The 26,523-nt window shown below is 41.9% G+C and carries 26 protein-coding genes and 1 other RNA gene; 18 read left to right on the top strand and 9 right to left on the bottom strand.

From position 1 onward, the window contains the following. Nucleotides 1-125 precede the first annotated feature (125 nt). Nucleotides 126-563, bottom strand: a complete 438-nt coding sequence (locus tag FTT87_RS00200; protein ID WP_180043622.1) for a hypothetical protein — start codon at nucleotides 561-563, stop codon at nucleotides 126-128. Between the two features lie 254 nt (nucleotides 564-817). Between FTT87_RS00200 and mnmG the strand changes: the two genes are divergently transcribed. The 3 genes from mnmG to FTT87_RS00185 all read left to right on the top strand — a co-directional run bounded on the left by mnmG (nucleotide 818) and on the right by FTT87_RS00185 (nucleotide 4,671). Then, complete coding sequence (gene mnmG / locus FTT87_RS00195; RefSeq protein WP_180043620.1) at nucleotides 818-2,698, top strand: tRNA uridine-5-carboxymethylaminomethyl(34) synthesis enzyme MnmG; 1,881 nt, start codon at nucleotides 818-820, stop codon at nucleotides 2,696-2,698. Nucleotides 2,699-3,016: 318 nt separating this feature from the next. After that, nucleotides 3,017-4,222: a 3-(3-hydroxy-phenyl)propionate transporter MhpT gene (gene mhpT, locus FTT87_RS00190; protein ID WP_180043618.1), complete on the top strand. Its 1,206-nt coding sequence runs from the start codon at nucleotides 3,017-3,019 to the stop codon at nucleotides 4,220-4,222. 122 nt (nucleotides 4,223-4,344) lie between these two features. Beyond that, entirely contained in the window at nucleotides 4,345-4,671 is a 327-nt protein-coding gene (locus FTT87_RS00185) for a hypothetical protein (protein WP_086196401.1), read from the top strand. Between the two features lie 67 nt (nucleotides 4,672-4,738). Here the strand turns inward: FTT87_RS00185 and glnG are convergent, their stop codons facing one another. Further along, on the bottom strand, nucleotides 4,739-6,217 hold the full coding sequence (gene glnG / locus FTT87_RS00180) for a nitrogen regulation protein NR(I) (RefSeq protein ID WP_086196400.1): 1,479 nt from the start codon (nucleotides 6,215-6,217) through the stop codon (nucleotides 4,739-4,741). Continuing rightward, entirely contained in the window at nucleotides 6,204-7,313 is a 1,110-nt protein-coding gene (gene glnL, locus FTT87_RS00175) for a nitrogen regulation protein NR(II) (RefSeq protein WP_086196399.1), read from the bottom strand. Before glnL ends, glnG begins: the two co-directional genes overlap by 14 nt. A 360-nt stretch (nucleotides 7,314-7,673) precedes the next feature. Between glnL and rimO the strand changes: the two genes are divergently transcribed. The 12 genes from rimO (at nucleotide 7,674) to lpxA (ending at nucleotide 19,961) form a co-directional block, all read left to right on the top strand. Next, a complete protein-coding gene (rimO, locus tag FTT87_RS00170; protein ID WP_180043566.1) occupies nucleotides 7,674-9,017 on the top strand; it encodes a 30S ribosomal protein S12 methylthiotransferase RimO in 1,344 nt (447 codons plus the stop codon). A gap of 58 nt (nucleotides 9,018-9,075) precedes the next feature. Next, complete coding sequence (pyrH, locus tag FTT87_RS00165) at nucleotides 9,076-9,804, top strand: UMP kinase (protein ID WP_086196397.1); 729 nt, start codon at nucleotides 9,076-9,078, stop codon at nucleotides 9,802-9,804. A gap of 78 nt (nucleotides 9,805-9,882) precedes the next feature. Next, a complete protein-coding gene (gene frr, locus FTT87_RS00160; RefSeq protein ID WP_092819386.1) occupies nucleotides 9,883-10,437 on the top strand; it encodes a ribosome recycling factor in 555 nt (184 codons plus the stop codon). Nucleotides 10,438-10,443: 6 nt separating this feature from the next. Then, nucleotides 10,444-11,196: a polyprenyl diphosphate synthase gene (uppS, locus tag FTT87_RS00155; RefSeq protein ID WP_086196395.1), complete on the top strand. Its 753-nt coding sequence runs from the start codon at nucleotides 10,444-10,446 to the stop codon at nucleotides 11,194-11,196. Nucleotides 11,197-11,199: 3 nt separating this feature from the next. After that, nucleotides 11,200-12,024: a CDP-archaeol synthase gene (locus tag FTT87_RS00150; protein WP_086196394.1), complete on the top strand. Its 825-nt coding sequence runs from the start codon at nucleotides 11,200-11,202 to the stop codon at nucleotides 12,022-12,024. Continuing rightward, on the top strand, nucleotides 12,025-13,221 hold the full coding sequence (gene ispC / locus FTT87_RS00145) for a 1-deoxy-D-xylulose-5-phosphate reductoisomerase (RefSeq protein WP_180043568.1): 1,197 nt from the start codon (nucleotides 12,025-12,027) through the stop codon (nucleotides 13,219-13,221). Nucleotides 13,222-13,224: 3 nt separating this feature from the next. Further along, on the top strand, nucleotides 13,225-14,580 hold the full coding sequence (gene rseP / locus FTT87_RS00140; RefSeq protein WP_180043570.1) for an RIP metalloprotease RseP: 1,356 nt from the start codon (nucleotides 13,225-13,227) through the stop codon (nucleotides 14,578-14,580). Between the two features lie 41 nt (nucleotides 14,581-14,621). Further along, nucleotides 14,622-17,081, top strand: coding sequence for an outer membrane protein assembly factor BamA (gene bamA, locus FTT87_RS00135; RefSeq protein ID WP_180081299.1), 2,460 nt, complete (start codon nucleotides 14,622-14,624; stop codon nucleotides 17,079-17,081). A gap of 35 nt (nucleotides 17,082-17,116) precedes the next feature. Next, entirely contained in the window at nucleotides 17,117-17,614 is a 498-nt protein-coding gene (locus tag FTT87_RS00130) for an OmpH family outer membrane protein (RefSeq protein WP_180081297.1), read from the top strand. A gap of 3 nt (nucleotides 17,615-17,617) precedes the next feature. Beyond that, nucleotides 17,618-18,685: a UDP-3-O-(3-hydroxymyristoyl)glucosamine N-acyltransferase gene (gene lpxD, locus FTT87_RS00125; RefSeq protein ID WP_180081295.1), complete on the top strand. Its 1,068-nt coding sequence runs from the start codon at nucleotides 17,618-17,620 to the stop codon at nucleotides 18,683-18,685. 5 nt (nucleotides 18,686-18,690) lie between these two features. Further along, on the top strand, nucleotides 18,691-19,176 hold the full coding sequence (fabZ, locus tag FTT87_RS00120; RefSeq protein WP_171263214.1) for a 3-hydroxyacyl-ACP dehydratase FabZ: 486 nt from the start codon (nucleotides 18,691-18,693) through the stop codon (nucleotides 19,174-19,176). Then, entirely contained in the window at nucleotides 19,173-19,961 is a 789-nt protein-coding gene (gene lpxA, locus FTT87_RS00115; RefSeq protein ID WP_086196388.1) for an acyl-ACP--UDP-N-acetylglucosamine O-acyltransferase, read from the top strand. Before fabZ ends, lpxA begins: the two co-directional genes overlap by 4 nt. A gap of 52 nt (nucleotides 19,962-20,013) precedes the next feature. Here lpxA and FTT87_RS00110 read toward each other — a convergent pair whose 3' ends face one another. Further along, nucleotides 20,014-20,874, bottom strand: a complete 861-nt coding sequence (locus FTT87_RS00110) for a YbgF trimerization domain-containing protein (RefSeq protein ID WP_180081293.1) — start codon at nucleotides 20,872-20,874, stop codon at nucleotides 20,014-20,016. 295 nt (nucleotides 20,875-21,169) lie between these two features. On the opposite strand from FTT87_RS00110, the gene ffs reads away from it, so the two are divergent. Then, nucleotides 21,170-21,266, top strand: an RNA gene (gene ffs / locus FTT87_RS00105) — signal recognition particle sRNA small type. 41 nt (nucleotides 21,267-21,307) lie between these two features. Here the strand turns inward: ffs and FTT87_RS00100 are convergent. The 4 genes from FTT87_RS00100 to FTT87_RS00085 all read right to left on the bottom strand — a co-directional run bounded on the left by FTT87_RS00100 (nucleotide 21,308) and on the right by FTT87_RS00085 (nucleotide 24,297). Then, nucleotides 21,308-21,907, bottom strand: coding sequence for a regulatory protein RecX (locus FTT87_RS00100; protein WP_180043581.1), 600 nt, complete (start codon nucleotides 21,905-21,907; stop codon nucleotides 21,308-21,310). 73 nt (nucleotides 21,908-21,980) lie between these two features. Further along, nucleotides 21,981-23,024 carry a recombinase RecA gene (gene recA / locus FTT87_RS00095; RefSeq protein WP_180043583.1) on the bottom strand — a complete coding sequence of 348 codons (1,044 nt, stop codon included), beginning with the start codon at nucleotides 23,022-23,024 and terminating at the stop codon, nucleotides 21,981-21,983. 156 nt (nucleotides 23,025-23,180) lie between these two features. Continuing rightward, nucleotides 23,181-23,618, bottom strand: coding sequence for an RNA-binding S4 domain-containing protein (locus FTT87_RS00090; RefSeq protein WP_180043585.1), 438 nt, complete (start codon nucleotides 23,616-23,618; stop codon nucleotides 23,181-23,183). Further along, nucleotides 23,611-24,297 (bottom strand): HAD-IA family hydrolase, encoded by a 687-nt coding sequence (locus FTT87_RS00085; RefSeq protein WP_180174140.1) that lies wholly within the window; start codon nucleotides 24,295-24,297, stop codon nucleotides 23,611-23,613. The genes FTT87_RS00090 and FTT87_RS00085 overlap by 8 nt, the downstream gene beginning before the upstream one ends. Before the next feature lie 13 nt (nucleotides 24,298-24,310). Between FTT87_RS00085 and FTT87_RS00080 the strand changes: the two genes are divergently transcribed. Together FTT87_RS00080 and FTT87_RS00075 are read left to right on the top strand one after the other, a co-directional pair. Continuing rightward, nucleotides 24,311-25,165, top strand: a complete 855-nt coding sequence (locus FTT87_RS00080) for a 3'(2'),5'-bisphosphate nucleotidase CysQ (protein ID WP_180043589.1) — start codon at nucleotides 24,311-24,313, stop codon at nucleotides 25,163-25,165. Between the two features lie 58 nt (nucleotides 25,166-25,223). Then, complete coding sequence (locus tag FTT87_RS00075; RefSeq protein ID WP_086196462.1) at nucleotides 25,224-25,967, top strand: histidine phosphatase family protein; 744 nt, start codon at nucleotides 25,224-25,226, stop codon at nucleotides 25,965-25,967. Between the two features lie 181 nt (nucleotides 25,968-26,148). Here the strand turns inward: FTT87_RS00075 and rpsT are convergent, their stop codons facing one another. Further along, a complete protein-coding gene (gene rpsT, locus FTT87_RS00070) occupies nucleotides 26,149-26,415 on the bottom strand; it encodes a 30S ribosomal protein S20 (RefSeq protein ID WP_039622003.1) in 267 nt (88 codons plus the stop codon). Nucleotides 26,416-26,523: the final 108 nt, after the last annotated feature.

Genomic DNA, 26,523 nt, shown 5'->3' with positions numbered 1-26,523 from the left:
ATTGTTTTTATCCTTTGATATCCGTAGAGTTTAAACAAGATTTTTAAATAAGCAATATATGAAACGGGTAAAACCTAGGTATTTTACCCGTTAATAATTTTAATAAAATTAACATTTTATGGTGATTATTGTGGTTGCATCTCAGGTTTTGGCTGCATTTGAGGCTGGGTTTGCATTTCTGGTTGAGCATGCTGCATCTGCATTTGGGGTTGAGAAGAAGGACGAGGAGCCATAAAACCTAAAGTACATTTACCTTTAACTTCAGTCCCGTTGATATTTACAGTTGTTGCACCGGTATCTCCGCTACATGCACTGGTTAACTCAGGTTCATCTCCTGCGATGGACGAATTTTTTACTGAAGGAAAGAATTGAGGTTCACAGGTACCATTCCAGATAATACCTCGATATGCAAAACTCACCTGTGCACCCTGACTTTTACCTTTACACGCCTTTTGGTACCTTTGAGTATCATATACCTTTTCGACCTTATCATTTGCTGAAGCTGCAAATGGCGCAAGACATAAACCACAGAGTATGGATGAGAGGAAAATATTCTTATTCATCTTTTATACCTTTGTTCGTAATGTATTCAATCTATAGATTAAAAAGTAATCAAATTTAAACAATGCTAATCAAGTAAAAAAATTTACTTAAATGTTTCATTTCTATAGCGAGTCTGAAAAGCGGAATTACATTGCAACATTAAAAGGTTAAAAATCTCTTCAATCTTCTTCAAGAAATTCGACTCATTTTGTCAACTTATTTTGTTCAGTTTTGATATAATACTCCGTCATCATTTTTTATCTCTCAAACCATTATGCATTATCCTAAAGTTTACGATGTCATTGTTATCGGTGGCGGTCACGCAGGTACCGAAGCAGCCCTTGCTGCAGCGCGTATGGGTCGACAGACTCTGCTCTTGACTCACAACATTGAGACTTTAGGGCAGATGAGCTGTAACCCGGCCATTGGTGGTATTGGTAAATCACATCTGGTTCGTGAAATTGATGCTTTGGGCGGTGCAATGGCATTGGCTGCCGATAAAGGTGGTATTCAGTTCCGTATCCTGAATTCACGTAAAGGTGCTGCAGTACGTGCAACACGTGCCCAGGCTGACCGTGTACGTTTTAAAGCTGCAATTCGTCATACTCTGGAAAATCAGGCGAATCTGGATATTTTCCAGCAAGCGGCAGATGACCTGATTGTTGAAGGCGATACCGTTAAAGGTGTTGTGACCCAAATGGGCATCCGCTTTGATGCTAAAACTGTCGTGTTGACGACCGGTACTTTCTTGGGTGGTGTGATTCACATCGGCTTGAATAATGCCTCTGGTGGTCGTGCCGGTGATCCTCCATCTATTGCATTGGCTGCACGCTTACGTGAATTAAACTTGCCTGTAGGTCGTTTAAAAACAGGTACGCCACCGCGTATTGATGCACGTTCAGTAGATTTTTCTGTCATGACTCCGCAGCCGGGGGATTTCCCGTCTCCGACCATGTCATTCATGGGTGATGCATCCATGCATCCGGAACAGATCAACTGCTATATTACGCATACCAATGAACGCACGCATGACATCATTCGTGGAGGACTTGACCGTTCACCAATGTATACCGGTGTGATTGAAGGCGTAGGTCCACGTTACTGCCCATCGATTGAAGATAAAATTCACAAATTTGCCGATAAAGATTCGCACCAGGTATTCCTTGAGCCAGAAGGCCTGGATACCCATGAGCTTTATCCAAACGGTATTTCAACATCGCTTCCATTTGATGTGCAGTTTGAATTGGTGCGCTCAATTCGTGGTATGGAGAATGCACATATTCTTCGTCCGGGTTATGCCATTGAATATGACTATTTTAACCCGCAAGCCTTGAAATTCTCATTGGAAACTAAAGCCATCAATAACCTGTACTTTGCAGGTCAAATTAATGGTACAACCGGTTATGAAGAAGCAGGTGCGCAAGGTTTGTTGGCAGGTTTGAATGCGGCACGCCGTGCATGGGATCAGGAGCAATGGACACCTAAACGTGATGAAGCATACATGGGTGTGCTTGTAGATGACCTGATTACACTTGGTACCAAAGAACCGTACCGCATGTTTACTTCACGTGCCGAATACCGTTTGATGCTGCGCGAAGACAATGCGGATCAGCGTTTAACGCCAATTGGTCGTGAAATGGGTCTGGTGGATGATGCGCGCTGGGAATCTTACTGTGAAAAAATGGAAGCGGTAGAAACAGAAAAAGGTCGTTTACAACACCTTTGGGCTGCGCCAAACAACCCGATGGGTAAAAAATTCGTTGAAATGACCGGTGCAGATCTGTCTAAAGAATGTTCTGCTATTGATTTGTTGAAACGTCCTAACATTAGCTTCGCTCAAATTGCAGAACTCACGGGTTCAGAAGTTTCTGCCTTTGTCGGTGAGCAAATTGAAATTGCAGTGAAATACGAAGGTTATATCAACCGTCAGCAAGAAGATGTGGCGCAAATGAAGCGTCTGGAAGAAACTCGTATTCCAGCAGACTTTGATTATGATGTAGTTTCAGGTTTATCGCGTGAAATTACGCTTAAATTGAAAGATGTTCGTCCTGAAACGCTTGCTCAAGCAGGTCGTATTCCGGGTGTAACGCCTGCAGCTGTTCAGCTTGTGATGATTACCATTCGTAAGAACAATCAGGCGAAAAAAACTGCTTAATACAATGTGAGTCAAGTTGATAAAAAGCCCGCACTATGCGGGCTTTTTATCATTTAATTTTAAACTATTACTTTTGACTATGGTTTGATCATAAATAACTACCAAAATTATAAGTATTTGAAAATATGAAATAATAAATAAAATTAAGATCTATTATGTCTATTTGTTTAATCTTTTATGTCTAATTTGAATGATTTTCTTTGAGGTAGCGCACATTAAACCCGACCATTGTAGTGGTATTTATTTCAACAGATTGATCTGAAAATAGTGAAGCAAATTGCTGTGGGCTAATTTGCTTAATATGGACGGAGTTCAATCATGGCACAAATACAAACAGGTAAAATGCAGAAATTCTTAACAGTATTTTTGTGTTTTTGGGTCGCATTTTTTGAAGGTTTTGATCTTCAGGCTCCCGGTATTGCCGCAAAAGGAATTGCTGAAACATTTGCTCTAGACCAGGTGCAAATGGGCTATGTATTTAGTTTGGGTGTTTTTGGTATGTTGTTTGGTGCGTTCTTTGGTGGACGTGTTGCCGACTTTTTGGGTCAGAAGAAAGTTTTAATGCTTTCAATTGCAATTTTCGGCCTATTTATGTCGCTTACTGCGATCGCGCCGAGTATGGAAATTTTATATGCAGCGCGCTTTTTTACCGGCTTAGGCTTGGGTGCTGCGATGCCAACCATGATTTCTGTGGTGGGTGATGAGGCGACTGAAGCCAATCGCGGCAAGCTGAACAGCTTAATGTATTGCGGATTACCGGTAGGCGCAATTTTTGTTGCAGGCCTGGCTATCTTATTTAAAGATATTTCTTGGCATACTCTATTTTTGATTGGTGGCTTAACCCCTTTAGTTCTGCTGCCATTCATGGCGATTATTCTTAAAGACAAGCCTAAGAAAATCGCTGTTGAGCAAGCTGCAGATGAAGCTGTTCCGGGTATGGTTGAGGTGCTATTTAAAAACCAGCAATATAAATATACCATGCCGCTTTGGGTGGGTTTTTTCTTTACCCTGATGATCAATTATATTTTGATTAGCTGGTTACCTAATTTGCTTATGGAACAAGGTTTGGAAAAACCACAGGCTTTTATGGTGATGCTGGTATTCCAGGTAGGTGCTGTAATTGGTACTCTGGCTTTGGGTTATTTGCTGGACCGTTTAAAACTGTGGCAAATGGCGGTGATTATCTATAGTGGTTTATTTATTGCCCTTGTACTGTTATTTACCTCTAGCTCTATTCCAGTACTTGTTTTGGCAGGCTTTATGGGCGGGATTTTCTCGACAGGCGGACAATCGATTCTGTATGGCATTTCACCGATTTTCTATTCGGGTACAGGTAAAGTCACAGGCGTGGGTAGTGCGATTTCTTTGGGTCGATTAGGTGCAATGACTGGGCCGTTACTGACAGGAAAAATTTTAGCGATCGGCTTGGGAACAACAGGGATTTTAATGGCCAGTTTACCTGCTGTGGCTATCTCGGCAGTAGCGGTGACTGCACTCTCACATTATAAAGCAGCACATAAATAAAAGCATAAGGCTATGAAAAAAGGGGGAATCTTGAGGATTCCCTTTTTTTATTAAGTATTTTAAGCATTCACTTTACTTGAGTTTGTTAATATAGCCGGATAGAAAACTGAATTTAAAATGTTATGAGCTATCAACTGATCGAACTCGATATTCAAGCCACAGATAATATCCAATGTCCACACTGTCAGCAGCACGTGATCAATTGGGCTGAAGAACAATATATACAACCCTGTGAACATGTCTTGTTTATCGCTATGGATATTGGCTTTGAATATATCACGGATGAATTCGAACACACCATGCTGCGCTCTGTAGATGATCTGCATGCCCATGATGACCAGGTGAATATGTGGGCCGAAATTATCCAAGCTACGTATCCCGATTATCTGATTTTTAAATCTGATCTGGGGGCTGAAGGCTATTTTCGTTATGTGGGTTTTACTGCGTAAGTATTTACTAGGTGAAAATACAATAATAAAAAAGCGCCTTTAGGCGCTTTTTTATGGATAGAAAAGTTTAGCTTTCGATTTCTTCTTCTACATCATCATCGGCAGTATCCATACCCAGCTCTTTCAATTTTCGGGTCAGGGTATTGCGTCCCCAGCCCAGTAATTCAGCTGCATGACGTTTACGCCCGCGGGTTTGCTGCAAAGCGGCAGTAATTAGCGTGCGTTCAAACATTGGTGTGGCAATGTCCAGAATCTTCATTTCACCATTTTTCAGTTTCTGGATGGCCCATTGACCCAATAACTCATCCCAATGATGTAGGGAAATACGGTCAAAGGTGTTGTGTGGTTGTGTATCTTCGGCTGAGCGCTGAATTGGAATCTGTTTCAGTTCTGAAGGCAGGTCTTCAGGATAAACTTCACGTCCGGTAATCATGACAGTCAGCCAGCGACAGGTATTTTCTAACTGACGCACGTTGCCTTGCCAGGGTAGCTGTTGCATATATTCCTGGGTTTCAGGGCGCAAGATTTTAGGATTGACACCCAATTCTTTACCCGCGCGAGCCAAGAAGTGCTGCGCCAGCATAGGAATGTCTTCGCGACGATGGGCCAGTTTTGGAATATGAATACGGATCACATTTAGACGGTGATACAAGTCTTCACGGAAGCGTCCGTCATGCACCAGTTTTTCCAGATCCTGATGGGTTGCTGCAACAATACGTACATCGACCTTAACCGGGATATGTCCACCGACACGATAGAACTCGCCATCTGCCAGAACACGCAGTAAACGGGTTTGGGTTTCAAATGGCATGTCACCAATTTCATCTAGAAACAGGGTGCCACCATTGGCTTGCTCGAAACGGCCTTGGCGCTGTGAGTTGGCACCAGTAAAAGCACCTTTTTCATGACCGAAAAGTTCGGTTTCAATCAGGTCTTTAGGAATGGCTGCCATATTTAAAGCAATAAAAGGTTTGCTGCTGCGTGGAGAATGGCGGTGTAACGCATGCGCGACCAGCTCTTTACCAGTTCCCGATTCACCATTGATCAATACGGTAATGTGTGACTGGGATAAACGGCCAATCGCGCGAAACACTTCCTGCATGGCAGGAGATTCACCAATAATTTCAGTCGATTGAATGGCCGGGGTGACTTTGGCAGATTCCTGCTGCTGTAATTTGGCAATATGCAGGATGGCACGGTTGACCAGTGCCAGCGCTTCATCAATATCAAAGGGTTTTGGCAGATATTCAAAAGCACCGGTTTGATAGCTGGATACGGCAGATTCCAGATCTGAATGCGCGGTCATGATAATAACCGGTAAATCAGGATGGGTGCCTTTGACTTTGCCCAGGAAAGTCAGACCATCGATGCCAGGCATACGAATGTCAGTTAAAATAACATCAGGTGCATCTATGCTGAGCTGATCCAGTGCAGACTGTGCCTCTTCAAAACTGGTCACGTCAAAGCCTTCTTCTTTGAAGGTTTTTTCCAAAACCCAGCGCATGGCACGATCATCATCAATGACCCATATTTTATTTCGCGACATGGTTAGACTCCCAAGGTAAATATAAGCTAAATACTGTTTTTCCTGGAATAGATTGGCATTCAATCATTCCGTTATGTTGGTGCATAATATTCTGTGCAATGCTCAGGCCCAGTCCGGTGCCTTTAGCACGTCCTGTGACCAGTGGATAAAATACCGATTCTAAAATTTCTTCCGGAACGCCGGGACCGTTGTCTTCAATATCAATACGGACTGCAGAACGTTTTAATACCCCATTAATGGTGACCAGGCGCTGAATCCGGGTTCTTAAAATCAGTTCCGGTTGATGATCAACAAAGAATTCCCTGTTTTCCATCATGGCCTGTACGGCATTGACACTGATATTGAGCATGACCTGAATCAGCTGGTCGCGATCTGCCATTACTTCAGGCAAGGACAGATCGTAGTCGCGGGTAATTTTGATTTTCTTTTTGGTCTGGTTGGTAATCAGTGAACGTACACGTTCCAGAGGCTCATGCACATTGACCAGTTCATAACTTGGTAACTGGCGGGAGCCGAGCATGGTGTCGGCCAGATTGCGCAAACGGTCTACTTCACTAATAATAATGTCGGTAAATTCTTTGTATTGCGGGTCATTCAGGCTGCGCGCCAGTAATTGGGTAGCACCACGAATGCCGCCTAAGGGGTTTTTGATTTCATGGGCGACACCACGAATCAGTTGTCGTGCTACCTGATGCTGCTGAATCAGGTTTTCTTCTTTGGATATTTTCAGCATCCGGTCAATTTGATTCAGCTCAATCAAGAGGAGCGGATGATAGGGTTTCTGTGAATTAATCAGAGATACGGTGTAATCGACATGAATATCTTTAAAATTGACACTAATGGTGGCTTCGCGACGGGTATAGGGTTGGCCGGTTGTAAAGGTATTGAGCAAGGCTTCTTCAGTATTGAACTCATCATCCGGCATATGCAGCAAATTTAACACCGGCTGTCCCGCCGCCCGCAGTAAACTGATGTCGAACAAGGATTCGCAAGAAGAATTCAAATAAAAAATATTCAGGTTACTGTCGACCAATAAAACTGCAGTGGTTAAATTATCCACTAAAAGGCGATAGTCGATAGCGACGGGTTGATCCATTTGCGAAAGCATCCTGTATTAAAATAGCGCAATGGCATCTGCACTTCTTTTCATTTCTCCCTGTTATGGGACATTCAACGAGTTAAACGTGGTCGAAATAAAGCAAAATGCACGCCAACTTTGAGCATGGGGGTAAATATAAATTTTGCCGCTATAAAACTGTGCTTTTTTGTTTTTGATAACAGAATTCCAATTTCATAGTAATAGAAATATAATTATTAGTGAACCAAAATGGTGCGTTTGAATTATTTGCTAAAAATATAGCCGTATTTTGGTGCGTAATACAAAGAGTCGGGATTCCACCTGTTTTTATGATTGGAAAAGACATACAATACGCGCATTATAGTGGAGCGCAGATTCATGAAATCCCCCAAAGTCGGTTTTGTTTCTTTAGGTTGTCCTAAGGCATTGGTAGATTCCGAACGAATTTTAACTCAGTTGAAGACTGAAGGTTATGATGTAGCATCGGATTACGATGGTGCTGATTTAGTAGTTGTTAATACCTGTGGTTTTATTGAATCTGCAGTACAAGAATCTTTAGATGCAATTGGCGAAGCCATGAGTGCAAATGGTCGTGTGATTGTGACTGGCTGCTTGGGTAAAGATGAAGAAAAAATTCGCCAGATGCACCCCAATGTCCTTAAAGTGACGGGTGCTGCAGCATATCAAGAAGTGATGGAAGCCGTACACCAGTACGTGCCTGAACCACCAAAACATAATCCGTTTATTGACCTTGTTCCGGAGCAGGGTATTCGTTTAACCCCTAAACATTATGCCTATCTAAAAATATCAGAAGGCTGTAACCATCGTTGTACCTTCTGCATTATTCCAAGCATGCGCGGTGACCTGGTATCACGTCCGGTCGGTTCTGTACTTGAAGAAGCAGCAGCACTCAAGCGTGCAGGTGTGAAAGAAGTCCTGGTGATTTCTCAGGATACTTCCGCTTATGGTGTAGATACCAAGTACAAACTGGATTTCTGGAATGGCCAGCCGGTTAAAACCAAGTTTTACGATATGTGTGAAGCATTGGGTCAATTAGGCATCTGGGTACGTTTACATTATGTCTATCCATATCCGCATGTGGATGCAGTCATTGATTTGATGGCACAAGGTAAAATCCTACCTTATCTGGATATTCCATTCCAGCATGCCAGCCCTAAAATTCTGAAACTGATGAAACGTCCAGCGCACAGTGAAAATACATTAGAGCGTTTAAAATTGTGGCGTGAAAAATGTCCGGATCTTGTGATTCGTTCAACTTTTGTGGTGGGTTTCCCTGGCGAAACAGAAGAAGACTTCCAAATGCTATTGGAATGGCTCAAAGAAGCTCAGCTTGATCGCGTAGGTTGCTTTACTTACTCACCCGTTGAAGGTGCAACTGCCAACGATTTGCCAGGCCATGTACCGGAAGAAATCAAGCAAGACCGTTATGAACGTTTCATGCAAGTGCAGCAGGAAATTTCTGCAGCCAAACTGCAAAAACGTATTGGCCAAACCATGACTGTGCTGGTCGATGATCTGGAAGATGAATTCCCGGTTGCGGTTGCGCGTTCTTATGCCGATGCGCCTGAAATTGATGGTAATGTCTTTGTAGAAGATATTGATAAAAGTCAGATTAAAGCGGGTGATTTGCTGGAAGTGGAAATTACTGATGCCGATGAATATGACTTATATGCAAAGTTGATTCGCATTAAATCAGCTTGATCTGTCATAAAAATAGACGAATAAAATTTTAGATATTGGAAGATTTGGAGATTTCCTGATGTTGGACTCAAAAAAGCCCCGTTATGCACGTATTTTATTGAAACTTTCTGGTGAAGCACTTGCCGGAAACAAAGATATGGGTATTGACGCCACTGTGCTTGATCAAATGTCCCTGGCGATTGCGCACTTGGTCGGTTTAGGCGTACAAGTGGGTATCGTAGTGGGCGGTGGTAACCTGTACCGCGGTAGCCAATTGCAAAAAGATGGTCTGGTTGGCCGTGTCACTGGTGACCAGATGGGTATGTTGGCTACGGTAATGAATGGTCTGGCATTACGCGATGCTTTAGTGCGCCGTAACATTAAAACCCGCTTAATGTCAGCACTTCCAATTGGTGCTGTGGTTGAATCTTATTCAAGTCGTGATGCGATTCGTCATTTAACTCAAGGCGAAGTCTGTGTATTTGTTGCCGGTACAGGTAATCCGTTCTTTACTACCGATACAGCAGCCTGCTTACGTGGTATCGAAATTGAAGCCAACCTGATCCTAAAAGCAACTAAAGTGGATGGTGTTTATAATAAAGACCCAAGCAAATACGATGATGCTGTGAAATACGAAGCACTGACTTTCGATCAGGTACTTGATGAAAAATTAGGTGTGATGGATTTAACCGCGATTTGCCTATGTCGTGACCATAACGTGCCACTTCAAGTATTCGATATGAACAAAGCTGGTTCATTGCTTTCAGTGGTGATGGGTGAAAAAGAGGGTACTCACGTTACGAATTAATGTACGTGAGCCTGAAAGCTCTTTATACTACACGCTATTTAGTTATTACATCTCTTAGAATTAAGTAAGGAAGATCACATGATTAACGATCTTAAAAAAGACGCTGAAGACCGTATGAACAAGACGCTTGAGTCTTTGGAGCATGGTTTTGCCAAGGTTCGTACAGGACGCGCGCATCCATCCATCCTGAACGGTGTTATGGTTCCTTACTATGGCTCGGATGTGCCATTAAACCAGGTGGCGAACGTGGGGGTTGAAGACTCGCGTACATTGCTTGTTCAGCCATTTGAACGTTCAATGGTCTCTGCAATTGATAAAGCGATCCGTGAATCAGACTTGGGCTTGAACCCAATTACGGCTGACGCGATTCGTGTACCGATGGCGGCACTGACTGAAGAAACACGTCGTGACATGCAGAAAGTTGCACGTAATGAGGCTGAAAATGCCAAAGTTGCCATTCGTAACATTCGTCGTGATGTGTTGGGTGACATCAAGGCATTATTGAAAGAAAAAGAAATTTCTGAAGATGATGAGCGTCGTGCAGGTGATGACATTCAGAAAATCACTGATAAATTTGTTGCTGAAGTTGAAAAACGTCTGGCTGCTAAAGAAGCTGAATTGATGAAGGTCTAAGATTGAATGACCGTATCAGAAGATAATATGCTTCTTCCAAAACATGTTGCCATCATCATGGATGGCAACAATCGTTTTGCAAAAAAAAAGCAAATGCAAAAAGGGGCTGGACATCGTGAAGGGAAAAATGTCCTGGATCCGATTGTTGAACATTGTAGAAAAAATCATATTCAAGCGCTAACCGTTTTTGCATTTTCCAGTGAAAACTGGAATCGCCCTCAGTTTGAGGTTGATTTGCTCATGCTACTGTTGGAAGAAACTATTCATGAGCAATTGCCACGGATGGAAAAATTCAATATTGCCTTACGTTTTATTGGTGACCGTTCACGTTTGTCCGACCGTTTGCGCGAGTTAATGTTGCAAGCCGAACAAAGGACTGCTAAGTTCGACAGCATGACTTTAACCATTGCTATCAGTTATGGTGGTATGTGGGATATGGCTCAGGCTGCAAAACAGATTGCAGCAGATGTGCTGGCGAAAAAAGTTGCGGTTGAAGATATTGACGTGGAGCTTTTTGGGCAACATGTCTGCATGGCCGATTTGCCTGCTGTAGATTTACTCATTCGTACAGGGGGTGATTATCGTTTGTCAAATTTTTTACTTTGGCAAGCTGCGTATGCTGAGCTATATTTTACCCCAACCTTGTGGCCTGAATTTACTGTAGAAGAATTAGATGATGCATTCGCGGTCTTTGCTGGACGTGAACGTCGTTTTGGTAAAACTTCAGAGCAAATCCAACAAGAGAAACTTGAGAATTAATAAATGTTAGAGCGGATTATAACCGCATTGGTATTGGTAGCAGTTGTACTGAGTTGTATGTTTGCTACACAGTCTCAGTATCCAATGTTTATGCTGATGATTGTTGCAGCAGGGGTTGCAGGGTATGAGTGGTTTAAGCTTATGCCAAGAAAGAATAAAAATCTTATTAAGCCCTTAGCTTGGGTTTATGGATTTGCTACTGCCGCTTTAGCAACTTTAGCATTATATTTTAATGATATTGCTCTGCTACTTTGGGCAGCTTCCATTATTTGCTGGATCTGCAGTATTTTTTGGGTTAAATCGTATCCAAACTATGATGGATGGTACAATTCCAGCTTAAAGATTATCGGATTTATTTTAGTTTCTGCTGCAGTCACCGCAATTTTCTCTGTATGGCATAGCTCGCCATGGTGGCTCATGTACCTGTTTTTACTGGTATGGGGTGCAGATAGCGGTGCTTATTTTGTTGGGCGTAAACTGGGCAAGAAAAAACTTGCTCCAGATGTTAGTCCAAATAAATCAGTAGAGGGTTTATATGGTGGTATTTTTACTGCCATGCTGATTGTGGTAGCGGTAGAAATCCTTTATTTGGATTTAACTCTGGCACAGCATATCTTGTTTTTAATTTTATCTGTGATTACCGTATTTAGTTCGGTTCTGGGCGACCTGTTTGAATCCATGATTAAACGTCGTGCTGGAATTAAAGACTCGGGTCGTATTCTGCCAGGACATGGTGGGGTGCTTGACCGTATTGATTCATTGCTTGCTGCTGCTCCAATTTTTGCTGCAGGCATGTATGTTTTGAAACTTATTGGTGTAGATTTATAGATGTCACAATCTGTTTGTATATTAGGTGTAACGGGTTCAATTGGTCAAAGTACCTTAAAAATTCTGCAACAGCATCCTGAAAAGTATTCTGTTTTTGCAGTCACGGCGCATAGCAGAATTTTAGAACTCGTTGCAATATGCAAACAATATCGGCCAAAAGTCGTGGTCGTTCCTTCTAGTCGTGTTAAAGAATTACAGCAATATTTTCATGATCATTCTTTAACAGATATTGAAATTCTGACTGATGAAGCGGGTTTGATTGCTGTTGCTGAACATGCAGATGTCGATGTGGTTATGGCAGCTATTGTAGGTGCTGCGGGCTTATTGCCGACCTTGGCTGCAGTTAAAGCCGGTAAGCGTGTCTTGCTGGCCAACAAAGAAGCACTGGTGATGTCGGGTGATCTTATGATGCAGGCAGCACGTGATTATCAGGCTGAATTGCTTCCAGTCGATTCTGAGCATAATGCGATTTTTCAATGTTTGCCTGCCGGTTATTTTCAGGCAGAGCGCAATGGGCAACCTAAACAGGGGGTGTCGCGCATTCTGCTCACCGCATCGGGTGGTCCATTTTTAAACCATAGTCGGGAGCAACTGCTAAATGTGACTCCTGCACAGGCATGCAAGCATCCTAACTGGTCTATGGGTCAGAAAATTTCAGTTGATTCGGCAACTTTAATGAATAAAGGACTGGAGCTGATCGAAGCCTGCCATCTCTTTGCAATTTCAGAACAGTTTGTAACAGTGGTGGTACATCCACAGAGTATCATTCATTCTATGGTTCAATATGTGGATGGGTCGACTTTGGCACAAATGGGCAATCCTGATATGTGTACGCCAATCGCGCATGCACTTGCATGGCCAGAGCGTATTCAAACCCATGTGCCTGCACTCGACCTTTTTGTCAATCAGCAACTCGATTTTCAGGAACCTGATACACTGCGTTTTCCGGCATTAAAGCTTGCACGTCAAGCCATGCAGAGCGGTGGTTTAGCTCCTGCAATTCTAAATGCTGCCAATGAGATTGCTGTTGCTGCCTTTTTGAAAAGTGCCATTGGCTTTACAGAAATTCCTCAGGTAGTCGAACAGACTTTAAATCAGGTTGAAGGGGGCGCTGCAGAGTCGATTGAGCGTATTTTACAAGTCGATCGAATGGCTCGATCTGCTGCCCAGCAAATTGTCATCAATAAAGGAAGCTAAAAAATGAGTGCCTTGTTTATGATTGTGGCAGCAATTTTACTTCTTGGACCGCTCATTGCGATTCATGAGTTTGGACATTATATTGTTGCGCGTAAACTGGGTGTTAAAGTTTTAGTTTATTCGATTGGCTTTGGGCCGACCTTAGTCAAGTGGACCTCTAAAAAATCGGGCATTCAATATCAGCTTTCAGCATTACCGTTAGGTGGCTATGTCAAAATGCTGGATGAACGGGAAGGCAGCGTTGCTGAAGAGGATTTACCTAAGGCATTCAACCGTCAGCATCCCTGGAAACGGATCGCAATTGTTGCTGCCGGGCCGTTAATCAATCTGGTTTTTGCCGTCTTATTGTTCTGGGTTTTGTTTATTCCATCGCAAGAACAATTGAACACCCGTGTGGGTAAAGTGTTGCCAAATACCCCGGCAGCTACAGCTCAAATGCAGGTTGGTGACAAAATTACAACAGTCGATGGAACGCAAGTCACAACTTGGGAAAAGTTAAATTTTGCTTTGGTGGATCGTGTTGGTGAAACCGGTTCTATTGAAATTCAGGCAGACCGTCACGGTCAGTTACAAACCTTTTACTTGCCTATCCAGAACTTCTTAAAAAATCAAGACCAGTCTGCATTGGACAGTTTGGGCTTTATGCCATACCGTCCATATATTGCTCCCGTGGTCAGCAAGCTGAGTGAAGGTGGTGCAGCTATTCGTCAGGGGATGAAAGAAGGCGACAAAATTGTGGCCATTGATGGTGTGAAAATGAATGACTGGTTCGATGTTGTTCAAGTTGTTCAGGCTTCTCCAGAAAAATTATTAAAAATAGATGTATTACGTCAAAATCAACTGCTACATTTACAGGTGATGCCACAAGCCAAGCGTGACAGCATGGGTAATGTTTCAGGTATGCTTGGTGTACAAAGTACCCCTGGAAAAATAACCATTCCCGAAGAATATAAGCAAACCATTCAATATAGTCCGACTGAAGCACTGGTGATGGCTATTGATAAAACGGGCCAAATTTCAGGTATGATTTTGAACTCGATGGTTAAGATGGTTCGTGGTTTAATTGGGCTGGATAATTTATCTGGACCGATCACCATTGCCAAGGTAGCAGGGCAAAGTGCGGAAATGGGTTGGCAAACCTTTATCTCATTTATGGCCTTAATGAGCGTGAGTTTAGGTATTTTAAATTTATTGCCTATACCAATGCTTGATGGTGGACACTTGGTTTACTATGTTATTGAGCTAATTCGTGGTAAACCTGTTTCTGAACAAATACAATTGTTTGGTTTAAAAATTGGTATGGTACTGCTCGGTAGCATGATGCTCCTTGCACTATTCAATGACTTCATGCGTTTATAACAACGTAAATATGTAATAAATTAACATCGGAAAAGACTGGCATGCAGCACACACATTTATTTATGCCTTTGGCACTCGTTAGTGCAATGGCAGCAGTACAACAAGTATATGCAGCAGATGAATTCATTGTTCGCGATATCAAAATTGATGGACTTGTTCGCTTAACGCCAGAAAATGTTTATGGAGTGTTGCCTGTCAATGCTGGCGATCGGGTTAATGATGCGACCATTGCAAATGCGATTCGTGCCTTGTATGCCACTGGCCTGTTTGATGATATCAAGGCATCTCAACAAGCAGATACGCTTGTTTTTAGCGTGGTAGAACGCCCGGTTATTTCCAAGGTTGAGTTTAAGGGAAATAAACTGATTCCCAAAGAAGCCCTGGAAGAAGGGCTGAAAAAAATGGGGATTGCAGAAGGCGAGGTTTTGAAAAAATCTGCTTTGCAAACCATTGAAACTGAACTTGAACAGCAGTATATGCAGCAAGGTCGTTATGATGCCGATGTTAAGGTAATCACGACTGCCAAACCGAATAACCGTGTTGATTTAACCGTTGACTTTGTTGAAGGTAAGGCAGCTAAAGTTGTTGATATCAATATTATTGGCAATACCGTTTTTAAAGAAAGCGATATCAAGCAGGCTTTTGCTGTTAAAGAAAGTACATGGAGTTCGATTGTTACCCGTAACGATCGCTATGCACGTGAAAAGATGGCTGCCAGCCTTGAAGCTTTACGTGCTTTATATTTAAACAAGGGTTATATCAATTTCAATATCACCAACTCAAGTTTGAACTTGAGTGAAGATAAAAAAAATATCTTTGTCGAAGTTGCGGTAGAAGAAGGCGAGCAATTTAAATTCGGTCAAAGCAAGTTCTTGGGTGACGCACTTTATAAACCTGAAGAATTAAAAGCACTGCAAATTTATAAAGATGGCGAGATTTATTCTCAAGAAAAAGTCAATGCAGTCAAGCAGCTTTTACTGCGTAAGTATGGTAATGCCGGTTATTACTATGCTGAAGTGAATGTCGTTCCTGAAATTAATAAAGAAACCAAACTAGTTGATTTAAATTATTATATTAATCCAGGTCAGCAAGTTACTGTACGTCGTATTAATTTTACCGGTAATACCAAAACTGCCGATGAAGTATTACGTCGTGAAATGCGCCAGATGGAAGGTGCATTAGCCAGCAATGAAAAAATTGATTTATCTAAAGTTCGTCTCGAACGTACAGGTTTCTTTAAAACAGTTGAGATTAAACCGGCACGTATTCCGAATGTACCTGACCAGGTGGATCTGAACGTGAATGTTGAGGAACAGCATTCAGGTACCAGTACACTGGCAGTCGGGTTCTCGCAAAGTGGTGGTGTGACCTTCCAGGCCGGTTTAAGTCAAACCAACTTCCTGGGTACAGGTAATGCGGTATCAATTGACTTGTCACGTTCAGAAACACAAGACTATTATAATTTAAGCGTAACCGATCCGTACTTCACTATTGATGGTGTACGTCGCGGTTATAACATGTACTATCGTAAAACCAAGCTGGATAATAACTATAACGTCAATAACTATGTAACGGACAGCTTTGGTGGTGGTATCAACTTCGGTTATCCAATTGATGAAAACCAGAGTGTGAGTGCAGGTTTAAATATTGACCAGACGGATGTTACTACTGGTCCGTATGTATCTACTTATGTACGGGATTATTTATTGGCGAATGACGGTAAGACAACAGGGACACGTACTTATTGTTTAGCAACAGATCCTATAACAGGTGCTTGTACAAGTGAGACACAGCCATTAGGTGTCGAATACAAAGGTGATTTCCTCACTTATAATTTAAATTTGGGCTGGTCATATAATACGTTAAACCGTCCAGTATTCCCAACCAATGGTATGTCACATCGCGTTAACGCAGAAATTGCATTACCAGGTAGTGATGTGGAATATCAAAAAATCACCTATGATGCGCAAGCCTTCCAGCCTTTAGGTAAGGGTTTTGTACTGCGTGGTTATGGTAAGTTGGGTTATGGTAACGACTTGCCATTCTATAAAAACTTCTATGCTGGTGGCTTTGGTTCAGTACGTGGCTATGACAACAGTACTTTGGGACCAAAGTATCCGGGTGTAACCTATAGCAATACAGGTGATCCAGATCCAGATCCAGAACAAGTGGGCGGTAATGCTTTGGTGCAATTTGGTACCGAACTGGCTTTACCATTACCGTTTAAAGGCGATTGGACGCGTCAGGTTCGTCCAGTACTGTTTGCTGAAGGTGCACAGGTATTTGATACACAATGTAATGTTCTTTTTTCTGAAGCAGATAAACAGGCTTGTAATGATAAGTTTGGTTTTGATGCTGGAAATATGCGTTATAGCGTAGGTGCTGGTTTTACCTGGATTACCATGATTGGACCGTTATCTCTCAGTTATGCTTACCCGTTAAATGAAAAAGACGGTGATAAGACTAAAAATATCCAGTTTGAGATTGGTCGTACTTTCTAAGTGCGACCCTCAATGGGTTTAAAGAGGATATGTGTATGAAGAAAATATTAATGAGCCTGGTTTTTGTTGGTTTGGCGAGTATGTCGATGGTACATGCCGCTGGTTATGGGGTGGTTGATCTGGAAAAAGTGGTAGAAAATAGCACTTATTTAAAAGAGCAGAATGTTTCTTTGCAGCAAAAAGTTAAGCCGAAAACCACTAAACTGGAACAGTTGGCTAAAGAACTGGAAGCTCTACAGCAACGCGCTCAGCAAACGCCTAATTTATCTGATGCTGAAAAGCAAAAAATGTCTGTGCAATTTCAGACTCAGCTAAAAGAGTTTAATACGCTGCAGCAAAGTGTACAGTCAACCGTTCAGTCTACGATTCAGATGATGAACAAAACTTTAGGAGCTCGAGTCAAGCAAGTGGCAGAACAATTACGTAAAGAAAATAACTTGGATATTGTTTTGAATAAAAATTCCGCACTTGCTTATGACTCTAAATATGATTTAACTGATAAAATGATTCAAAAGGTTAACGTTATTAAGTAATCAATGAATCCTAGACAATTTCGCTTAGAAGATCTTGCCCATCTGGTACAGGGTGAGTACGTAGGTCAATCTGATTTAATATTAGAAGGATTGGCCAGCTTGGATGCAGCTCAAGCGAAACATATTGCATTTGTAAATGCTGATAAATATCTGGATCAGGCACGCGCTTCAAAAGCGGGTGCGTTGATCGTTACTTCCTCTCTAAAAAATCAGTTAGATACACACAATAATTTTATTGTAGTCGATAATCCTTATCTGGCTTTTGCCATTCTGACGCATGTATTTGAAAAGAAAAATCGGCATCAGGGGATAGAAAGTACAGCACAAATTCATCCTTCTGCCATAATTGCCGATAGTGCCTATATTGGACATTATGTTGTTATTGGTGAGCATTGTGTGGTGGGTGATGACACCGTCATTCAGTCACACGTTAAAATTGATGATGATGTCGAAATTGGTCAGCAATGCTTTATCGATTCACATGTCACATTAACGGGTGACACAAAAATTGGGGATCGTGTCCGTATTCATGCCAATACCGTGATTGGGGGAGAAGGCTTTGGTTTTGCTCCTTACCAAGGTAAATGGCATCGTATTGCACAATTGGGTTCAGTTAAAATCGGAAATGACGTCAGAATTGGATCAAATTGCAGCATTGACCGTGGTGCACTCGATGATACTATTCTGGAAGATGGTGTCATTATTGATAACCTTGTGCAAATTGCCCATAACGTAAAAATTGGTGCAAATACAGCACTTGCTGCGAAATGTGGTATAGCAGGTAGCACAACAATTGGCAAAAACTGTGTACTGGCTGGAGCAGTGGGGGTGGTAGGTCACATTAATATTGCCGACAATGTCACAATTACCGGTATGTCAATGGTCACAAAAAGTATTTCTGAGGCAGGGAGCTATTCTTCTGGTACACCAATGCTGGAAAGTTTGCACTGGAAACGGGCTGCAGTACGCTTTAAACAATTAGCAGATGTGCCATTGACCCAGTTACTTAAACGGCTTGATCATATACAGGCTCAAATCGAGTCCCTTGAATCAACTTTTAAGCGTAAATAGATATGATGACTGAGTCGAATACTCCTGCATTTACGAAACCTGAATTGCCAATGCACATTCAACAAATTCGTGAATATTTACCTCACCGCTATCCATTCTTATTGGTCGATCGCATTGTAGATGTGACTGACAATGGCATTGTGGGCTATAAGAATGTTTCAATCAATGAAGAGTTTTTACAGGGGCACTTCCCGGGCTACCCGATTATGCCAGGCGTTTTGATTGTTGAGGCATTAGCTCAAGTCTCTGGTATACTTGGTTTTATCATGAATAATGAAAAACCTGGTCCAGGATCATTGTTCCTTTTTGCGGGTGTTGAAAAAGTCCGTTTTAAAAAACAGGTCGTTGCTGGTGACCAATTGGTATTAAAATCAGAATTGGTTATGCACAAACGTGGAATTTACAAATATAATTGTATCGCCACAGTGGATGGCGTTGTAGCAACAACCGCGGAAATTACGGTTTCGCATCAGAAAATAGAGCAGGCATGAGTAATAACGATTTAATTCACCCAACCGCCATTATAGACTCATCTGCAGTCATTGCTGCAGATGTACAAATTGGCCCTTATTGTATTATTGGGCCACAGGTCACCATTGGTGAGGGCACCAAGCTACATGCACATGTAGTGGTTGGTGGTTATACTCGTATTGGGAAAAACAACGAAATATTCCAGTTCGCGAGTGTGGGTGAAGTTTGTCAGGATTTAAAATATGCTGGCGAAGAGACCTGGCTTGAAATTGGTGATCATAACTCTATTCGTGAGCATTGCAGCTTGCATCGTGGTACGGTTCAAGATCAAGGTCTTACCAAAATCGGTAGTCATAATTTATTGATGGTCAATACACATATTGCACATGACTGTGTGGTGGGCGATCATAATATTTTTGCCAATAATGTTGGTGTTGCCGGACATGTTCAGGTTGGCGATTATGTGGTTGTGGGTGGAAACTCAGGTATTCATCAATTCTGCAAAATTGATTCTTACAGCATGATCGGTGGTGCTTCGTTAATCTTAAAAGATGTACCTGCTTATGTTATGGTTTCAGGTAATCCAGCGCATGCCTTTGCCATGAATGTTGAAGGTATGCGTCGTAAGGGTTGGTCTAAAGATGTGATCCAGGCCTTACGTCAAGCCTTTAAATTGATTTATAAAGAAGCTTTAACCACTGAGCAGGCCATACAGCAGATTCGTACCGACCTGTTGCCTGAAGCTCCTGAAGTACAGTTATTGATTGATTCATTAGAGCAATCCAAGCGTGGTATTGTTCGTTAATCGAATATACTGCTATAAAAAAGACACCTATTAAGGTGTCTTTTTTTGTCTTTTATTTCTTCAGATATCCAGCTTCTTCAGATTTGGGATAATTTTTTTGTAGTTTTATTTTTAACTGGTTGGCGAGAGTCATATTGTGATCGACATCTTTGGCTATATTGTAGAGTTGATATAGGGAACGTGATGCCTTGGCAGAATTGGGGTATTGATTGACCACGATATTATAGTTCTTTTTAGCTTCTGCATAATTGGTCGGTTCCACGGCCAGATTAAATTCAGCCAGCCAGAAATAGGCATTACTAATGTAGATACTATTGGGATTGTTCTTGATAAAGTTTTGCATAGGAGCAATGGCTTTTTTTGCACCGCCTTGTTTATAAGCATCCAGCGCTACAGTATAGGCTGCTTTATCAAGTTCAGTTGAAGAGGGCTGAGCATTGGCGGGAACTGCTTGCTTGGCTGTTGCTGGAGCCACTTCTTTAGCGGATGTATGAGATGCTACTGTGGCTTGGCTGTTTGAGCTGCTGGGAGAAGTATCCTGTTGGTTATCCTCCTCTGGAGCTGCACTTTCTGGGTCTACTTTCTGTTGCAGAAGTTCCAGACGTTGGTCTAGGTCAGTATAGCGATTGGTCAGTTCATGTTTAAGTTTTTCAATTTCGTTGTCCTGTTCTTCAATTTTGCCGCGTAATGCACGAATGTCATTTTCTAATTGCTGGTTTTTTTGTATGATTTGCCAATTTAGGTTGGTTGGCACATTGGCAACAGTTGCACCTGAATTAATGGCAACATTGTTAGCACTGAGGTCAATACTGTTATTTTGACTCAAGCCGCGTGATTCAATCGGGACATTGGCATAAAGTGAAGTGGAACCCAACAAGGTGAGTACACATAAAGCATGCTGTTTGAGCATCATAAAAAACATCCATTTTGTATTCTTTGGTACTTTCTAAACCTGAGGTTTTAAAGTGTGACCATTTAAAAGACATGACGACATTAAAAACGTCCGGCCCGTGAAATGCAATATGTGTTTACAATCTTGTCATAGTTTTAAAGTAATTGATTGTGCTGATAAAAAATATCCAAAAATGCTGTTTTTAATCAATATTGTTTTTTTAATAATCAAATAAAAGTAATGTTGCGGGAAAACAGCTTGGAATACTTGCAAGTTAGTTAAAAATCTCTATACTCTGTTCTTGCAATGGTAGCCCTGCCGGTTACTTCGCAATTGTACTCCACGAACCCCGCCAGGACCGGAAGGTAGCAACGGTAGTGGAAATATGATGTGCCGAAGGCTTGCTGGTAGGGTTGCCACCAGTTTTATAATAATTTTTATTTCTTCCCGCTATTTATATTTCTTCTGCTCTTCGGCTAATCGCTTTCATAATCGCATCCATTTCAAATCCACGATACATCAAAAAGCGTATTTGTTTGGCTTTCAGTTTTGGCTCTTTTTCGACATCAAGACCGAATTTTTTTACTTTCAGTTGATAGGCTTGTTCATTCCAGTCTGTTTCTTTTAATTCATCTTGAATTAGACTGCTATCAATTTTTTTTGATTTTAATGCCATCTTGATGCGGTTTGGACCTTTACCTTTACGTTTCTGGCTTGACAGCATCATTTCAGCTACACGTTGATCACTCTGATAATTTTCACTCGCCAGTTCATCCACCAGTTTTAGCACTTCATCACGATCCACGGCATAAAGTGCAAGTTTCTCGATCAGATCCGCTTTTGAGTATTCCTTACGTGTCAATACTGCAAAAGCGTAGGAACGTAAGCGTGTGCCCGTCAAGCCTTGAGGCTTGGGCTGGGTGTCAGTTTCAAAGTGTAAAGCATCGGATTCTTTAGGCGGAATCGAACAGGTCGACAATTCTCCAGGCGGCTCATCAAATTGTTGCTTGAGTGCTGCGTAATCCAGCATATTAGGAAATTTGGGATTGCTCATAAGGGTCTATATCACATCAAATATAAAACGCCCCGTAGGGCGTTTTACAGTTTAACTTTTATTATGCTGGAAATTAAGCATCTAAAAAGTCTGGTTCAGCTTCATCCTTGTCTTCTACCGGTGTTGTACCTGTGGTGAGAAGCTGTTCACGAATCAGTTTTTCCACTTCCACTGCAATTTGTGGATTTTCTTCCAGATGGCGAATCACGTTGTTTTTACCTTGGCCAATTTTATCGCCCTGATAAGAATACCATGCGCCAGCTTTTTGGATGATCTCTTGCTGTACGGCGAGGTCAATCAATTCGCCTAAATGGTTGACACCTTTACCATACAGAATCTGGAATACCGCTTCTTTAAATGGAGGCGCCATCTTGTTCTTCACGACTTTTACGCGGGTTTCCGAACCGATGATTTCATCACCTTCTTTCACCTGACCGATACGGCGGATATCCAGGCGTACGGAAGCGTAGAATTTAAGCGCATTACCACCCGTTGTGGTTTCAGGGCTACCAAACATCACGCCAATCTTCATACGGATCTGGTTAATGAAGATCACCATACAGTTAGAGCGTTTTGCATTACCGGTAATTTTACGGAGTGCCTGGCTCATTAAACGGGCTTGCAGACCCATGTGCGAGTCGCCCATTTCACCTTCAATTTCCGCACGTGGGGTTAGAGCTGCAACGGAGTCGACCACGATCAGGTCAATGGCGCCAGAACGTACCAGCATGTCGGCAATTTCAAGTGCCTGTTCACCATTGTCCGGTTGTGACACCAAAAGATTGTCGATGTCTACGCCTAACTTGCGGGCATATTGCGGATCAAGAGCATGTTCGGCATCAATGAAGGCACATGTACCGCCCGCTTTTTGACATTCTGCAATGGCTTGCAAAGTCATGGTGGTTTTACCTGAAGATTCAGGGCCGTAAATTTCAACGATACGACCTTTAGGTAAACCACCAATACCCAGAGCAATATCCAGGGTTAAAGAGCCTGTAGAGACCGCTTCAACGGCCTGTACAGTATTATCACCAAGGCGCATTACTGTATTTTTACCAAACTGTTTTTCAATTTGGCTTAGGGCAGCATTCAGCGCCTTGCTTTTATTATCATCCATCTCACAACCTCAAAACGATGTCACAAAAATATTCACTTAAGTGGATGTGTTGCTTTCAAACGTGTTCCACCCAAGTATAGTGACAGATTCATTCCTTATGTACTATATCAATTCAGTCGAATGCGACAGAATGTGACGCTTAAATATCAACAGCTTCTAATCATGATATGACCAGTGCTGATCGAACTGCTGATCATTATCTTGTTTGAATTTACTGATTTGTCTTCGATCTTTTTTACTCGGCCGATGTTCAGGTCGGGCTAGATTATGCAACTTTCTTTGGGTGGCAATCAACTCTCGTCTTGCAACACTCACTTCGGTTTCTTCATAAAGTTGCTGGGCAATCGGTGCTGCACCGCGAACGGCGGATAAGGCCTTGATGACAACGGTTTTACGGTCAAAACCCTGCTGGATGGTGAGTTCCATACCGACACGAACTTCTTTGGAAACTTTAACCCGTTCACCGTTATGATGAACTTTACCGCCTTCAATGGCAGCTTTGGATATTGAACGTGTTTTAAAAAAACGTGCTGCCCACAACCATTTGTCAACACGCATACTTTCAACATTGTTCTGTTGAGAAGAATTAGGCATATTTTTTCAGATCCTCAGCTTGTTTTAAAATCACCATTAAATCGGTCAGCTCTTGTAAAATGGGATAGGAACTTTCGGTCCTAACTTCTTTTTGAGATGAGGGCTGGGCAATGGTAATTAAATGCTGGATACCAAATTTTTCTGCACCTTTGAGTACTTTTTCAGTGTCATCAATAAAATAGGTATGTTCGACCTGAAAGGGGTGCAGTGAATGGAGTTTCTGCCAAAATTCGATGTTTTCTTTGGCGTAACCAATCACTTCACTACTGATTATGACATCAAAGTAATGTGCAATCCGGGTCTGTTCAAGTTTGAATTTCAGGCCTTCACAATCGGCATTGGTTGCAATCCAGCAGGCATAGCCATGAGCTTTAAGATATTCCAGCAGTTCAATACATCCTGGACGTAAAGTTACCTTGTGTTGAAATTCCTGTTGCAGCGCCAATGTATCAACCCCTACTTTTGCACTCCAGAAGCGTGTGGAATACCAATTTAAGGTATGATTGTATTGCTGGTAAAACTGAAATAGCGCTTGGGTACTTTGTTCGAGTGTACAGTTATGCTTTTCTGCATAGCAAATAGGGAGTTGATGATTCCAGATGAAATCATCATAAGCAAGATCGAGAAGCGTACCATCCATGTCAAAGATGATGGTGGGTTTTTCTGAGGAATTCGGCATATGAAGGTAATCTATGTTTAATGCAACTACGGCACCGCAAGATGCTCTGATTTTACAGTTAGTTCCCATTGTGACACAGGCATGTGAAATTTTGCGAGCAGAATATCAAGCCTATTGTGCAGGTGAAACTTTTGATGTTGAGCACAAAAATGATCAATCACCCGTAACCCAGGCAGATTATCGGGTTAATGAGTTTATCACGACCGCATTACACAAAATTTTTCCGAACATCTCGTTGTTGTCTGAAGAAGGTGAATATACCGAGCGTGAGCAATGGCAAAAATTCTGGTTGCTTGACCCTTTGGATGGTACCAAGGAATTTCTGCATAAACGTCCTGAATTTACCATTAATTTGAGTCTGGTTGAGGGGGTGCATACCACCTTCGCTGTATTAGCCATCCCTGGTGAACAAACGATATATTTTTGTCCCAAACATGGCCTGCCTTTAAAATTAGAAATTGCAACGGGGCAATGGCTGCAATATGTTGATGATCTGCCATCTGAAACTGTTCAGGTCGGTTTAAGTCAAAGTAGTCAGAACAAACCTAAATATGCTGAATATCTGGACATCCTGAAACAGCAGGTGGATATTGTAGAGTTTAGGGCGGGCAGTGCCTATAAGTTCTGCATGATGCTGGAAGGTAAAGTGGATATTTACCCACGCTTTCATCCGACCAGTGAGTGGGATACCAGTGCAGGGCAATGCCTGATTGAACGCATCGGTGGCGGGCTGGTAGATTTTAAAGGCAGACCCTTTGTATATAATCAGCGCGAGAGTTTACTGAATGGTGGTTTTATCGCATTTCGTAATATCGAGATGAAAAATTTGGCATTCCAGGCCCTAGGACTTATGGCGAACATACATTGAGCTGATGCATTAACATGCTATAGTATGCTATGTACCCATGTTTAATTTTGGCTGCTTCATGGCGTTAGATTTACTCCCTATAAGTATGCTGAAGGCGATTGATTTATTGCCTGATGCTAAAACACCTGTCACTCTGTTTACCCGCCATTCTATTCGCGAGGTCGTTACAGGGCAGGGTTTGGCAGGCTATGATTTGCAGTTAACTGAACAAGGCCGTGAGCTTGCCCAGGCATGGGGTAACTATTTAATTGATAATACGGATCGTAGCATCCAGCACTGTATTTCAAGTCCGATTCAACGCTGTGTCGATACTGCTGCTTTAATGATACAGGGTGCCGATTCGAGTACGCTGGTACAAAATACCCATCATATTGAAATTGTCCAGCAAGGTTTACTGGTTGAGCCGGGAAGTTTTGTGCTTGATATTAAACAGGCGGGGCCTTATTTTCAGAAACAAGGTGCTTTGGGTTTTATTAACAGTTTTGTCAATAATGCCTTGCCTGGAATGAAACATCCGATTACTGGTGTAGTCGATGTGCTGGAGCTGATTTATAACACTCATCCGCAAGATCATTTTGGTTTAAGTCTGGCTGTAAGTCACGATACTATTTTGGCAGCCATTATTGCGGTGATTTCTGGGCGTAATACCGTTAGCCATGAAGACTGGCCAAAAATGATGGAAGGCCTGTTTGTCTGGTTTGAAGGTGATGTGTTTTTAGAATCCAAACTGAAATGGATTTGGCGTGGTCAAGTGAACGAGTTGTCGATTCGCGAGTTTCAGAACCTGGAAAAAATAAAATAAAACAGTATTGCTCTTAAAAAATGTCATCTTGATACTACTTTCTGAATAAAGTAACCCTAAAAAACAATTTTTAATAAAAGTTTTGAAGTGCCTTATGTTTTTATAAGGTGCTATTTTTAGACCTAATAATTTTTTATAGACGTAAAAAAAGCCCTAAAAGGGCTTTTTTTAATGCAACAACTTAGTTAGCTAAAGCTTTAACTTGTGCATTTAAACGGCTCTTATGACGAGCAGCTTTGTTTTTATGGATGATACCTTTATCAGCCATACGGTCAATTACAGGAACCGCAGTTTTGTATGCTTCTGTAGCAGCAGCATAATCACCAGCAGCGATTGCAGCTACTGTACGTTTAAGATAAGTACGAACCATAGAACGTAAGCTTGCGTTGTGTTTACGTGCTTTAACGTTTTGACGAGCACGTTTTTTAGCTTGAGCAGAGTTTGCCACTCGTGCACTCCTTGAATTAGATTGGTCTGGGCGGGCTGAAATTACAACTGAAAACCTTCATCAGAAGAATTATCACCAGCCCGTAAACAAGTGCCATATTGTGATTAA

The sequence above is a fragment of the Acinetobacter sp. YH01022 genome (genome assembly GCF_013420235.1).
GTDB lineage: Bacteria > Pseudomonadota > Gammaproteobacteria > Pseudomonadales > Moraxellaceae > Acinetobacter.
Note: the sequence above shows the minus strand (reverse complement) of the source record. Positions and strands in the feature narration are given on the sequence as shown.

Bases quoted from the DNA above. Each gene is read 5' to 3' on its own strand.
- FTT87_RS00200 (WP_180043622.1), bottom strand. From the start codon at position 563: ATGAATAAGAATATTTTCCTCTCATCCATACTCTGTGGTTTATGTCTT.
- mnmG (WP_180043620.1), top strand. From the start codon at position 818: ATGCATTATCCTAAAGTTTACGATGTCATTGTTATCGGTGGCGGTCAC.
- mhpT (WP_180043618.1), top strand. From the start codon at position 3,017: ATGGCACAAATACAAACAGGTAAAATGCAGAAATTCTTAACAGTATTT.
- FTT87_RS00185 (WP_086196401.1), top strand. From the start codon at position 4,345: ATGAGCTATCAACTGATCGAACTCGATATTCAAGCCACAGATAATATC.
- glnG (WP_086196400.1), bottom strand. From the start codon at position 6,217: ATGTCGCGAAATAAAATATGGGTCATTGATGATGATCGTGCCATGCGC.
- glnL (WP_086196399.1), bottom strand. From the start codon at position 7,313: ATGGATCAACCCGTCGCTATCGACTATCGCCTTTTAGTGGATAATTTA.
- rimO (WP_180043566.1), top strand. From the start codon at position 7,674: ATGAAATCCCCCAAAGTCGGTTTTGTTTCTTTAGGTTGTCCTAAGGCA.
- pyrH (WP_086196397.1), top strand. From the start codon at position 9,076: ATGTTGGACTCAAAAAAGCCCCGTTATGCACGTATTTTATTGAAACTT.
- frr (WP_092819386.1), top strand. From the start codon at position 9,883: ATGATTAACGATCTTAAAAAAGACGCTGAAGACCGTATGAACAAGACG.
- uppS (WP_086196395.1), top strand. From the start codon at position 10,444: ATGACCGTATCAGAAGATAATATGCTTCTTCCAAAACATGTTGCCATC.
- FTT87_RS00150 (WP_086196394.1), top strand. From the start codon at position 11,200: ATGTTAGAGCGGATTATAACCGCATTGGTATTGGTAGCAGTTGTACTG.
- ispC (WP_180043568.1), top strand. From the start codon at position 12,025: ATGTCACAATCTGTTTGTATATTAGGTGTAACGGGTTCAATTGGTCAA.
- rseP (WP_180043570.1), top strand. From the start codon at position 13,225: ATGAGTGCCTTGTTTATGATTGTGGCAGCAATTTTACTTCTTGGACCG.
- bamA (WP_180081299.1), top strand. From the start codon at position 14,622: ATGCAGCACACACATTTATTTATGCCTTTGGCACTCGTTAGTGCAATG.
- FTT87_RS00130 (WP_180081297.1), top strand. From the start codon at position 17,117: ATGAAGAAAATATTAATGAGCCTGGTTTTTGTTGGTTTGGCGAGTATG.
- lpxD (WP_180081295.1), top strand. From the start codon at position 17,618: ATGAATCCTAGACAATTTCGCTTAGAAGATCTTGCCCATCTGGTACAG.
- fabZ (WP_171263214.1), top strand. From the start codon at position 18,691: ATGACTGAGTCGAATACTCCTGCATTTACGAAACCTGAATTGCCAATG.
- lpxA (WP_086196388.1), top strand. From the start codon at position 19,173: ATGAGTAATAACGATTTAATTCACCCAACCGCCATTATAGACTCATCT.
- FTT87_RS00110 (WP_180081293.1), bottom strand. From the start codon at position 20,874: ATGATGCTCAAACAGCATGCTTTATGTGTACTCACCTTGTTGGGTTCC.
- FTT87_RS00100 (WP_180043581.1), bottom strand. From the start codon at position 21,907: ATGAGCAATCCCAAATTTCCTAATATGCTGGATTACGCAGCACTCAAG.
- recA (WP_180043583.1), bottom strand. From the start codon at position 23,024: ATGGATGATAATAAAAGCAAGGCGCTGAATGCTGCCCTAAGCCAAATT.
- FTT87_RS00090 (WP_180043585.1), bottom strand. From the start codon at position 23,618: ATGCCTAATTCTTCTCAACAGAACAATGTTGAAAGTATGCGTGTTGAC.
- FTT87_RS00085 (WP_180174140.1), bottom strand. From the start codon at position 24,297: ATGCCGAATTCCTCAGAAAAACCCACCATCATCTTTGACATGGATGGT.
- FTT87_RS00080 (WP_180043589.1), top strand. From the start codon at position 24,311: ATGTTTAATGCAACTACGGCACCGCAAGATGCTCTGATTTTACAGTTA.
- FTT87_RS00075 (WP_086196462.1), top strand. From the start codon at position 25,224: ATGGCGTTAGATTTACTCCCTATAAGTATGCTGAAGGCGATTGATTTA.